The organism is Lacibacter sp. H375 (assembly GCF_037892425.1).
Lineage (GTDB): Bacteria > Bacteroidota > Bacteroidia > Chitinophagales > Chitinophagaceae > Lacibacter.
Map to the genome: position 1 here is coordinate 3,147,798 of NZ_JBBKTT010000001.1, position 12,490 is coordinate 3,160,287.

Consider the following 12,490-nt stretch of genomic DNA (forward strand, 5'->3'; position numbering starts at 1 on the left):
AATTTGGCTAAACAGCTCTTTCTAATCATGAAGATTGAGATTTGCTTTTAGCTGGCAAGAATCTTCACGATTTTCATCCACTCATCACTGATGCGCTGTTTTGCTTTTACAGCTTTATCAAGTGGAGTGTAATGAAGTTTATTATTCATGATGCCGATCATGGTATTATGTTTCCCTTCTATTAACGAATCAACTGCTGCATAACCAAGACGACTTGCAATTAAACGGTCGAGACAGGTTGGCGAACCACCACGTTGAATGTGGCCAAGAATACAAACTCTTGTATCAAGATGAGGGAGACGCTTTTTAATAACAGCAGCAACTTCGTTACCGCCACCTGTTTCATCGCCTTCAGCCACCACGATCATATTCACCAGTTTTTTACGACGCTCTTTTTCTTCAAGCGAATCAACAACCAACTCAAGATCTGTTTTTGTTTCGGGGATCAGAATATGCTCAGCGCCTGTAGCAATACCACTGTGCAACGCAATATAACCTGCATCACGACCCATCACTTCAATAATGAAAAGACGATCATGTGCATCGGCTGTATCACGTATCTTATCAATTGCTTCAATAGCAGTGTTTACTGCCGTATCAAAACCAATGGTAAAATCGCTGCCGGCAATATCTTTATCAATTGTGCCGGGTAAGCCGATACAGGGGATGTCGAATTCGTTAGAGAATTTTTGTGCACCACGAAAACTACCATCGCCACCAATGATCACTAAACCATCGATGCCGTGTTTCTTTAAGTTTTCGTAAGCTTTTTTGCGTCCTTCCGGTTCGTAAAACTCAACACATCGGGCGGTTTTGAGAATGGTTCCGCCACGTTGGATAATATTTGCAACACTGCGGCTGTGCATTGGGACAATATCGTCGTCGATCATACCCTGGTATCCACGCATGATACCAAACACTTCCATATTATGATAGAGACCGGTACGTACAACTGCTCTGATGGCTGCGTTCATGCCCGGAGCATCGCCACCTGAGGTTAAAACGCCAATCTTTGTAACTTTTTTGCTCATTATAAATCAAATTAGTAGAATGCAGGTATTGATCAATGGTTGTATCGGTTTATAGATGGTTCCGATTTTATGAAGAGCCAAAAATAAGGAAATGCAATGATAACGCTTGTTCGCTGCTTGTTTTCAAACGTTTGCAGCACAGTTCATTAATGCACAAAGTCAAAAGCAGTAAGGGTTTGCGTGATTTTTTGTGAAAACAGGATTTTTTCAAAATAACTGTTCTTTAAAAGCATTTCATATATTCAATCAGCGAATGCCCAAATTCCAAACTTCTTTTATAAAACCGAAAATGACTTTCCGGGGCATTAAAGCGGCTGATGAAACAACTAATCCATAAAGCATGAAAGTGTTTGTAACAGGAGCCAACGGACTTTTGGGTCAGCATCTTATTCGTCAATTGGTCGACGAAGGAAAGTTTGTGATCCATGCCACAGGGAAAGGCCCAAGCCGTTTATCGTATGGCGAAAAAAACGGAGTTACGTATCATCAACTCGATATTACTGATCATAAAAGAACACAGTCGCTTGTAGAAAAAGTTTCGCCGCATATTTTAATTCATGCCGCAGCTCTTACGCAACCCAACGATTGCCATGCTGATAAAACTGCATGCTGGAAAATAAATGTAGCTGCTACCAGAACATTGTTGCGTGCAGCCAAAAAAGCACGTTCCTATTTTATTTATGTGAGTACTGATTTTGTGTTTGATGGAAAAGATGGTCCATATGATGAAGGAGCAACACCTAACCCTATTAATGATTATGGTGAGAGTAAGTTATTAGCCGAGGAAATGGTAGCGATGAGTGGTTTGCATTGGGCAATTGTGAGAACTGTTTTGTTGTATGGTGGAAAAATTCCCGGCGGAAGACCAAATTTTATTCAATGGGTGAAGGATAAACTTAGTGCAGGTGAAAAAATAAAAGTGGTGGATGATCAGTTTCGTACACCCACTTATGTGGAAGACCTGGCGAAGGGAATTATTTTGGTGTTGATGAAACATGCGAAAGGTGTATATCATATTTCAGGAAAAGAGATGTGTACGCCTTATCAATTAGCAAATAGTGTTGCCAATCTCTTACAACTCGATGAAAGTTTGATCGAGAAAGTAACAGCGGCATCTTTTGCTGAACCGGCGAAGCGACCACCAAAGACTGGCTTCATTATTACAAAGGCAGTAAAAGAATTAGGTTATGTGCCTGTTAAGCTGGAAGAAGGTTTGAAGCGTGTGTTTGGACTTTAGCAGAACTTTGCAGAGTAGATGAATTGAGTGGTTATAAAAAGAATAGGTCATGAGTGAGATAAGAGGATATGCCGAAAAGCAGATGCATGCTGCTCTCCATTTGCTGGAACAATATAGCGCTGCCTCTGATGAAGAAGTGTTGCATCAGTTAAGAGTGAGCCTTAAAAAATTAAAAGCTGTTCTTGATTATCTGCGAACTCTCCATCCAAAGAAAATAAAAGCACTTCGAAAAAAACTTCAATTTGTTTTTCATGCTGCAGGATCGTTACGTGAAGCGCAACTTCGTTTGAAATGGCTTACTGAGAAAAGACTCTCGCTATTAATTCGGCACTCTTCTCTTGATCAGAAAATAAAAGAGGAAGCGGAATTATTTATTACTCAAAAACACGATCATCTTAAAAAACTAAAATCTGTCAGCGAAGAACTTGATAAGTACTTAAAAAAAGTTGATGAAGTGGATTTGCTCCGGTATGCGTTAGAGCTGAAAGCAAAACTTCAAGACAAATTACCAATTGTTTCAAAGGACAATTGGCATGCGTTGCGCAAGTTGGTCAAACAATTACTATATGCTTATCACTGGCTTGGTGAACAGGATAAATTAAAAGTGTTGACCGTTACAGACTATAAAAAGCTGGATTTGTTGCAGGAGAATATTGGAATATGGCATGATGCGGTTGATTTATATCAATGGCTAACGGATGGACAATTCTTTCTCAGTAAAGAGAAATCTGTAAAGCAACAATTCAACAAGGCATTTGCTGTGGTGCAAAAAGATATTGAATTGAAAGAAAAAGCAGTGTTGAAGCAGTTGCAAGCAATGAAAAAGCCGGTCAATAAAAATGATTGACCGGCTCTTTATTAATTGCTGATTACTTTTTTAGTGGAAGAAAAACTTCTGCCATCATACATCTTGCACTTCCGCCGCCATTTGTCTCAATGGTAGTAAGGTCAGAATGAATGATTGGGTTGTAACTTTCCAATTCCTCTATTTGACGATGAGTTAATGCATTGTAAGCCTGGCTGCTCATAACCAAATAACGTTGACCGGTCTTGTTTTCAACCTGCAACATGTTCCCTGCAAATTGATTCATCTGTTTGTAAGAAATTTCGATGATTGTTTTGCCACTATCAGTGATTGTGTCAAAAACGTTATCCCGCTCTGTTGCATCACGAATGCTGTCTAAACAGATCACTACGTATTGATCGGCTACGCACATCATGACGTTGGTGTGATAAATTTCGCCACCCATTTCATCAACGCTGTAAAAACTGCAAGGCGTGTAATTCATCTTGCTGCACCATTCTTCAAATACAGTTTTATCTGTACGTGGTGAAAGACAAGCGTATGCAATTCTGTTATCCCTGTCTAATACCATACTGCCCGTACCTTCTAAAAAAAGATCTTCCTTCTCTTTTGTCGTAAAGTCGATTTGCTTCTTCACATCAAACTTTGCAGCAATGGTATCGAGTACGTGTTGCTTGCGCTCGGCTCTTCTGTTTGTTGCATACATGGGATAAAGCACAATGCTGCCATCATGGTGAAAACTGATCCAGTTATTGGGGAAGATGCTGTCGGGTGTATGCGGTACCGGTGTGTCCTGCACTACTGTAACATCCACGCCAGCTGCAGTAAGTTTTTGTACAAAGCCATCAAACTCAGCTTCGGCTTTTTGCTGGGCATTTTCATTGCTGCCTTCCTGCTGAAACGCATTATTCACTGCTGTTTCTGCATTGAAATCAAAAGCAACGGGTTTGATCATTAATAAATGCGATGTTGTTTGCATCAAAAATCAATTTGAAAATTAGATAATTTGAAAATGAATAATGATTGTATTCGGATTACTCATCACTCATTACTCATAATTTGTCTCTCAGCAACGGCATACTCATACAATGGCTGCCGCCTCTTGCTCTTGATAATTCAGCACTTGGTAATAAGATCAATGTGTTTTCGATCGTTTCAGGATCTACACCATTTTCAAATTGCTCAAATGCTTCTGTGGTGGTGAGTACATTGAAACCTGCTTCTTTAAAAGCATCTGCAGTTTTATCATTGCGATCATAACCAATCACCACGCCTTCTTTCACGGCAACTACGTTACAACTGTCCGTCCACTGTTCCCGCTCATCATGTGGAAACAGGTTGCCGCCGCTGTAAATAATTTTTACATCTTCCGGGTTGGCGCCGAAATCTTCTACGCTTATTTGTCTTAATAATGATTCAATACCGGGAAGTCGTTTGTGAATACTGTAATCTTTTGTTTTAATGTACGGCTCGTTCGTCGGTTTCTGGAATTGCAGAATTTCCACCTGTTCCATTTCCAATTGGCGTGGGTTGTGCGACAGCTTATTTACATAACTGTGCCTGCTGATATGTTCTGCACGTAAAATACGTTCGCTGAAACGCCCGTACAACACCCACACATTTCGTTTTACTTGTGTAAAGATGGTATCGATGTGCATTTGTGCACGGTTCTTTGGAATTTTTACAACCGAAACTTTTTCAATGCCCAGTTCAGGTTTGCTGAACAACGTGTGCACCATTTCATTTACAGCACTGCTGCTGGTACGTATACTGCAGCCGATCACAAAATGTTTGGGATGGATCATCATCACGTCACCACCTTCAATGGTAATGATGCGATGTTTGCGTTCTTCTTCTTCATACAAAAAGAAGTCGCTTTCTTCAATGATTTCCATTACTTTTTGCGGCTCATCTTTAAAGAAATAATAGAGCGATAAGAATTTGGTGAGTAACGATTCTCTTCTCCGTGCAACAGTAGCCATACGGCTCAGCAGAATATGATCTTTCACCATTATGCCGATGTCACGTGTAAAAATGAAGTTGGGAATAGGAGGGAAGATGTATTGATCTTCCTGTGTGACCATTGCTTCTGCAGGTAAAATTCCGGTGATGAAAATTTTTGCAAGCAGTGGAGCATCATTAATATTTTCCAATACCTGCTGAATGGCATAACTCGATTCTTCATAAGAGCATATCGCTGATATCAACCGGAGCTTTACTTTTTCATCTTTGATAATTTCAGCCAGCAATTGTTGTGTGTCAAGTACTTTTTCGCTGTTGAAATATTCATCTTTGCCGGGGATATAACACCACGACTTTTTTTCTTCGTCAGCAGTTTGTTGGTATTGGTTGATGTAGTTTACTTTTTCCTTGTCGAGGAAATACAATAAGAGTTTTACATAATGATTGTATTCTTTCTGCATTTTGTTGAGGTGCACAATATCGTCGTACAGGTTATCAGCAAACGTACCCGGGATGATTTTTCCGATACCGCCATCGGGACTATGAATGACTAATTTCCGCAATCGTCCTAATTCGTTTTCAACGTAATAATTATGTTGAGCCATAAAAGAAATATTTAAATGATAAGTGTTTCGTTCTTGAATATAGTGAAAACAGGGAGTTGTTCAGCCTGTATCGCTCAATCGTGCATTAAATAAAAATGAAAACGAATGTTTACGCACAGTATACTGAAAACAAGTTGGAATAAAACGAATTAGTAATCGGGCAAACTGCCTTCACCTGCAGCGATCAGGTTGAGGAAATATGGCAGCAAATTATTTGTAGTGATATGTTTCTGTAAAAACATACTGCAAGATAAGGAAAAGAGCTGTGAATAGTGAATAGTCAATGGTGAATGCCGGGCTGCAAATCTGTAATCGTTTGCAGTTTGTTGTTTATCGGCTATGTACCTGATAGAGCGGAAAGATTATTTATCCCCTCTCGGGAGGGGAAGTTAGTTTGTTACACAGAAAGCCGTTAAAAGGGGTGGGTGCCGAAAGCTGCTGATAATTACTTACACCGCATATTCAATCCCGATCAACTCAAAAAACTCATCTTCATCCATTTCTTTTACATCACCCGGTTTCAAATCACCGAGTTTTAAGTTGCCTATGGAAACACGGATCAAACGCAAGCAACGACGATGAATCGCCAAACACATTTTCCGCACCTGGTGAAATTTGCCTTCTGTTAACGTCATCAGCATCCATGTATGTGGATATTGCTGCCGCACATCATCCATGTGCATGTAATGATCTTTTACATTGTCAACGATTTCTATGGAAGTAGGTACAGCGATATAGTCTTCACCGGTTGTAACAGGAATGGAAACACCCGTTCTTAATTGTTCCAGCAATTCAGGTGTAACAATATTCTTTACCATGATGAGGTAACTACGTTCATGTTTTTTCTTCGGATCAAACAGCAGTCGTGTTACTTTTTTATTGGTCGTAAGAAGCAGTAATCCTTCTGAATGATTATCTAATCGCCCAATGGCATGTGTGCCTTCCGGAAATTCAAAATCAAGATCGCCCAGCAACCGCACATCATGCGAACTGACGAATTGCGAAACCATATCGTATGGTTTGTTGATGATGAAATAGCGGTGAGGGGCTGTTGACATGTAATTGGCTGCAAGATTACGGATTTTGGGCTTTAGGTATGACATGCCTAATTCTATGTTATACAAAAAAACATATAAATATGCCAGACTGGCTATCTATTAAATTTGACCCATAACTTTAAGTAATGACTGAAATAGCTCTCGATACCATGCTTTCTCAACTTGGATATTCAAGGAAATGGATTGATAACGGTATTTTAACCGAAACACTTTTGAAGCAACAATTCCAAGAGTTTAACTTAGGAGAGGATGATAATACAGAGCATTATCGCTTTAGAACGCTAGCTGCTTTTCTTCAAGCAAGCACTTTTAAAAAAGAGAGAATTTTAGAAGGGATTCTTGAAATTCTTGAAAATGATTCCGATCAAAGTATGGCGTCTTCAGTATTTATTTCGCTATTAGAAAATGAGATGTTGACAAGCAAACAATTTGAGATGGTTGCTGACTCATTTAAGAAATTTGGAGAGTGGACGCAAAAGTATATTAATGAGGAAAAAATAAAGCGGATGTGAAGTTAATTGTACTATTTCTACAACGGTTCACCTCCTTTTATAGTTCCCCAACTATTCAGCACTTTAAACCGCACAAACATATCCTCACTATACCATTTTTCTTGTCTTGTTTTTTGTATCACGTCTGCATGCTTCGGCATTTTGTAAGCAAACTGTTTCATCTGTTCCTTGCTGTCCCAAATGGAGAAGGTGGCTTGTCGTAACCACGGCGATTCACCAATGCCCACCGAAAACCGGAAGCCATTAGCTTTCCGCATATCGTTCGAAACGGCTTCTACATGTTCCCAAAAACGGGAGCGTTTGCTTGGGCGGATAGTTGCCCGGGTAAGCACGGCGATCCGACCTTCATAATCCGATTTGGCGGGCAAAGCCCCAAACGCCTGCTTGCCATCCCAGCTTCCATGTGCTTCGATGGGCTGCAGTAGCACCGTCCAGGTTTCGCAGCCAAAGAATTTCCACCAGCCACGGATAAAACTGCCGTAGGCTTTTTGCTGTAATGTTGGTTGATCGGAGATGGCAGTTAATGATTCGTCATTCATCACCACTAATAATCCCCACTGTTGCCAGTCGGGTGTTTTGCTGAAAGTGCCGCCTTTGCCGCATCCCAGTGTTTTTGAAAAATGTACGTCTTTTCGAAACAGGAATGGCAGCCGATGGATGGCCATGGCCAGCAAAGCGAAATAGATAAAGCGTTTTTTATAGCGAATGATGGTTAAAACTGCATACATATGTTCAATAACCGTTGTGCTGCAAAATAGTTCTTTCTGGTTTGGGTTGAAATTGCAGTGTGGGTTTTGACGCAAAGTGCACTTGTTGCATAAAGCGATACAGTACAAGCGAGCGTGGCAACGAAGATGCTATAAAAACCTGCAGCTCACACCCAAAAAATGCCCCGATATTCTCAGTTAAGACAAAGCAGCCATAGTACAAACAAAAGCTTTCACTTGTTGAAAACCTATGGAAAACTGTTGATAAGAAGCAAAAAGGGTAAAATTTTATTACAATCTTAATCTCCTATATTTGTCGCCTTCCTAAATTGAAAAATAGTGCGTTTAAAGAGCTTAGAAATCAAGGGTTTTAAAAGTTTTGCCGATAAAACTGTGGTTAGTTTTGATGAGGGTGTAACCGGCATCATTGGCCCCAATGGCTGCGGCAAGAGTAATATTATTGATAGTATCCGCTGGGTAATTGGTGAGCAAAAGATCAGTCATCTCCGTAGTGAAAACCTCGAGAGCCTGGTATTTAATGGTTCCAAAACAAGAAGTGCTTCGGGTTTAGCCGAGGTGAGTCTGACGTTTGAGAACACCCGTAACCTGCTGCCCACCGAATTCAGTACCGTAACTGTTACCCGTAAGTTTTATAAGAGTGGTGAAAGTGAATACCGTCTCAACGATGTACAATGTCGTTTGAAGGATATCCAGAACCTTTTCCTCGATACCGGTGTAAGTACCGATAGCTATGCCATCATTGAATTGGGTATGGTGGATGATATCATCAAGGATAAAGAAAACAGCCGTCGCCGCATGTTGGAACAGGCTGCCGGTATCACCATCTACAAAACAAGAAAGAAAGAGGCGAAGAATAAACTGGATGCAACCGAACAGGATCTGGCACGTATTGAAGATCTGTTGTTCGAGATCAACAACCAGTTAAAAACATTAGAGAACCAGGCCAAGAAAGCAGAGAAGTATTACGAAATCAAAAAAGATTATCGTGAAGTGAGTATTGAGTTGGCGAAGGCGGCATTGGAAGGATTTAACCTTACATGGAAAGACCTGAATGAGCAGCACGATGCTGAAGTAAATAAAAAAGTGGAACTGGAAGCAAAGATCGCAACTGAAGAAGCGGCGATTGAGCAGGAGAAAGTTGGGTTTATTGAAAAGGAAAAAGAATTGCAAACGATGCAGCATGCGTTCAACGATATGCTTCAAACTTTGCGTTCGAAAGAAAACGAAAAGAATCTTGCGCAGCAGCGTTTGCATTATCTGAAAGAAAAAGAAACAAGTCTCAACGACTTTTTACAGAAAGCAGGCGGACAGTTAAAAGGTATTGAAGAAAGCATTGAGTTTACGCAGCTGCAGATCACAGAAGAAGATGCGAAGTTGAATGATCTCGGTTCGCAATTAGATAGTTTACGTAGTGCCGTTGAAAGTACACGTAAAGTGTTTGATGAAAAGCGTAGCGGTATTGATGAGATCCGTAAAGAAAATCAAGCGATTCAACGTAGCCAGTTTGAAGCGGAAAAGAATGTGGCTGTTGGTGAAACTTCAGTTCAAAACTTACAACGTACTATCTTCCAGTTAAAAGAAGAGCAAACAAACCGTAAGCAACAATTACATCAACTCGAAGAAGAAAAACAGCAGAAAGAATATGAGCTGAATAACTGTCGTGAAGAATTGCAACAGTTACAGGAGCAACATGCGTTTACCAAAGATCAGATCCTGCAAACACAGGAAGCGCTCGAAGGTTTACGTAATCAATTGGCTGATGAAAATAGAAAGCTTGATTCAAAAAAGAACGAGCATGATCTTTTGAAGAGTCTGGTTGATTCAATGGAAGGTTATCCCGACAGTGTGAAATTCTTGCACAACAATCCTGAGTGGAATGTTGAATCGCCTTTGTTGAGTGATGTAATCTATTGTAAAGAAGAATACAGAACAGCCGTTGAAAATTTGCTGGAGCAATACCTCAACTATTATGTGGTTGGGAATATGAGTGATGCATTGAAAGCCGTTCACTTATTACATGCCAACCAGAAAGGAAAGGCCAATTTCTTTATGCTTGATCAATTTAATGGTCAGGCCGTATTGAACAATGTTCCTGCAGGAACTATTTCTGCATTGAGTGTTGTTGAAGTGGAAGCAAAATATCAATCGCTCATCAATTACCTGTTAGGTCAGGTAGTGATTGCAGATGATGAAAATAATTTACCAACCGATTTTGATGGTGTTGTACTGGAGAAGAGCGGTAAGTTCTTCAAAGGGAAATATGCATTGAGCGGCGGTAGTGTTGGTTTGTTTGAAGGAAAGAAACTCGGTCGTGCAAAAAATCTTGAACGTTTACACGAAGAAATTTTAGCACAGGAAACGGTGGTGCTGGATCTGAAGCATGCCATTCAAATGCGTCACAACGAAGTGATCGGGTTTAATGAGCAGCTGAAAGAAAATGCAATCAAACAAACAGAAGCAGCCATCAATCAATTGGTGAACCAGGTATATGGTATTGACAACCGTATGGAAAACCTGCGAGGCATGGAAACCAATGCTGTAAAGCGTTTGGAAGACCTTGAACTGCAACAGGAAGAGGTGCTGGAAAATCAACAGGTGTACCGTGATGAACTGGAGAAATACAATTCACAGTTAGAAGAACTCGCAGGCAAGCTGGAAGTTATTGAGCAAGAGTTTACTGCTGCTGAACAACAATATAACGAAGCCAATCAATCGTACAACGATTATAACCTGAATGTTACCCGTCAGCAAAGCCGTGTAACTGCATTGAAACAGGAATTTGAATTCAAACAAAATCAATTCCAGGATCTGCAATTACAGATCACCACCAATTCTGCAGCGTTGGAAGAAGCCGCTAATCAGATCAACGAAAGCGAAGTGATGTTGCTGGAAGCGCAGGATGGTTTGGTAACATTGTTACAGAACAAAGAAACAGAAGAACGCAAACTCAACGAAGCAGATCAGTACTATTACAATCTGCGGAATGTGTTGGGTGAAAAAGAAAGCGAGCTGCGTCACAAACAAAAAGAGAAAGAGCAGGTTGATCATTTGCTCAACGAAATAAAAGATAAACTCACTGAACTGAAATTGCAGTTAAGCGGAACCAAAGAACGTTTACTGGTTGAGTTTAAAGTAAATCTTGAAGAAGTAATTGAAGAAGAACGCACAGGCGAAGAACCATTGGAAGAATTACAAGCCAAGGTTGATCGTATGAAGAAGCGTTTGGAAAATCTTGGTGAAGTAAATCCGACAGCGATCGAAGCGTTTGAAGAAATGCGCAAGCGTTATGAGTTTATTCTTGAACAGAAGAATGATCTGGTAACTGCAAAAGAATCGTTGCTGCAAACCATCCAGGAAGTGGAAGCAACAGCCAATCAACGTTTTCTTGAAACCTTTAACCAGGTGCGGGAGAATTTCCAGAAAGTATTTAAGGCCTTGTTTACAGAAGAAGATACTGCTGATATGGTGCTTGAAAATCCGGAGAACCTTGCAGATACCGGTATCGACATCATCGCCAAACCAAAAGGTAAACGCCCAAGCAGTATCTCTCAGTTGAGTGGTGGTGAGAAAACATTAACGGCAACAGCGATGTTGTTTGCGATCTATCTTATTAAACCTGCTCCGTTCTGTATTCTGGATGAGGTTGATGCACCATTGGATGATGCCAACGTAGGTAAGTTCACCAACATGATCCGTCAGTTCAGCAACAATTCACAGTTCATCATTGTAACGCATAATAAGCAAACAATGGGAGCCGTGGATGTGATCTATGGTGTAACCATGCAGGAGGCCGGTGTAAGTAAACTGGTGCCGGTGGATTTCAGGAACCTGAATTAATTTTCCTTAAAAATTATTTGATAAATGACATCAGGAAACTTGCTTCCTGATGTCATTTATTAAATTAGAATTAAACCAAATCTAACAGTAACTATAAAAACTAAAAATGAAAAAAAACAGTTTTATCCTTGCTCTATCAGTTCTCTTATTTTCATGTTCTAAAGAAAAATCACCTGAACCACAACAGGTTGACAATGGCCCAATTGGTGGAACCTATACTTTTAGTGGCTATGTATCTTCCACGTACGATACTATTCCAGGTAGTGGTATATTAACAAGTACAAATTATAACACAGCTTGTTCAAACTTTAAGGGTACAATTACGCTGACTTCTAATCAATTTAGCAGCAAAGGTCTGATGTTTGATTTTGTTACTACAGGTGTACGGAAGGAAACAAATACAACAACAGGGGCCACAAATTCTACAATTACAACGCCAATTACAGGTACTTCCGGCGCCGCAACAACCAGCTATAGCAGTACCTACACCATTTCAACATCTGCAGGTACGTTGAATATTCCAACTGCTGATAATTTGTTTTCTCCGGTGTTTATTATGCTTCCTTTTAATAAAACATACAATTATGTTGTTACAGGAAACACGTTGAAAATAAAATCAGAATATTACAGCGCCTTAAATAAAAGTCGCCAGGTTGTTGAGGCGTCATTTACAAAGCAATAAGCGTGAGTGTGCCTGGCTGCTTAATAATGAATG

At 40.2% G+C, this 12,490-nt stretch carries 10 protein-coding genes; 5 read left to right on the forward strand and 5 right to left on the reverse strand.

Annotated features, from left to right (window positions below; genetic code table 11):
- Positions 1-47: 47 nt before the first annotated feature.
- Positions 48-1,031 (reverse strand): 6-phosphofructokinase, encoded by a 984-nt coding sequence (gene pfkA / locus WG954_RS13630; protein WP_340437178.1) that lies wholly within the window; start codon positions 1,029-1,031, stop codon positions 48-50.
- A 340-nt stretch (positions 1,032-1,371) separates the two neighbouring features.
- On the opposite strand from pfkA, the gene WG954_RS13635 reads away from it, so the two are divergent.
- Together WG954_RS13635 and WG954_RS13640 are read left to right on the forward strand one after the other, a co-directional pair.
- Positions 1,372-2,268, forward strand: coding sequence for an SDR family oxidoreductase (locus WG954_RS13635; RefSeq protein WP_340437180.1), 897 nt, complete (start codon positions 1,372-1,374; stop codon positions 2,266-2,268).
- 82 nt (positions 2,269-2,350) lie between these two features.
- Positions 2,351-3,115: a CHAD domain-containing protein gene (locus tag WG954_RS13640; RefSeq protein WP_340438919.1), complete on the forward strand. Its 765-nt coding sequence runs from the start codon at positions 2,351-2,353 to the stop codon at positions 3,113-3,115.
- Positions 3,116-3,137: 22 nt separating this feature from the next.
- Here WG954_RS13640 and ctlX read toward each other — a convergent pair whose 3' ends face one another.
- From ctlX to WG954_RS13655, 3 genes are all read right to left on the reverse strand, one after another.
- On the reverse strand, positions 3,138-4,052 hold the full coding sequence (gene ctlX / locus WG954_RS13645; protein WP_340437181.1) for a citrulline utilization hydrolase CtlX: 915 nt from the start codon (positions 4,050-4,052) through the stop codon (positions 3,138-3,140).
- Positions 4,053-4,125: 73 nt separating this feature from the next.
- The gene (locus WG954_RS13650; RefSeq protein ID WP_340437182.1) at positions 4,126-5,640 is read right to left on the reverse strand and encodes an arginine deiminase family protein; all 1,515 of its coding nucleotides are present in this window, start codon (positions 5,638-5,640) and stop codon (positions 4,126-4,128) included.
- Positions 5,641-6,089: 449 nt separating this feature from the next.
- Positions 6,090-6,743, reverse strand: a complete 654-nt coding sequence (locus WG954_RS13655) for a pseudouridine synthase (RefSeq protein ID WP_340437184.1) — start codon at positions 6,741-6,743, stop codon at positions 6,090-6,092.
- Positions 6,744-6,823: 80 nt separating this feature from the next.
- Here WG954_RS13655 and WG954_RS13660 point away from each other — a divergent pair, with 80 nt between their 5' ends.
- On the forward strand, positions 6,824-7,210 hold the full coding sequence (locus WG954_RS13660; protein ID WP_340437185.1) for a hypothetical protein: 387 nt from the start codon (positions 6,824-6,826) through the stop codon (positions 7,208-7,210).
- Positions 7,211-7,227: 17 nt separating this feature from the next.
- Here the strand turns inward: WG954_RS13660 and WG954_RS13665 are convergent, their stop codons facing one another.
- A complete protein-coding gene (locus tag WG954_RS13665; protein WP_340437187.1) occupies positions 7,228-7,938 on the reverse strand; it encodes a spheroidene monooxygenase in 711 nt (236 codons plus the stop codon).
- A gap of 318 nt (positions 7,939-8,256) precedes the next feature.
- Here WG954_RS13665 and smc point away from each other — a divergent pair, with 318 nt between their 5' ends.
- A complete protein-coding gene (gene smc, locus WG954_RS13670) occupies positions 8,257-11,775 on the forward strand; it encodes a chromosome segregation protein SMC (RefSeq protein ID WP_340437188.1) in 3,519 nt (1,172 codons plus the stop codon).
- 106 nt (positions 11,776-11,881) lie between these two features.
- On the forward strand, positions 11,882-12,457 hold the full coding sequence (locus tag WG954_RS13675; RefSeq protein ID WP_340437189.1) for a hypothetical protein: 576 nt from the start codon (positions 11,882-11,884) through the stop codon (positions 12,455-12,457).
- Positions 12,458-12,490: the final 33 nt, after the last annotated feature.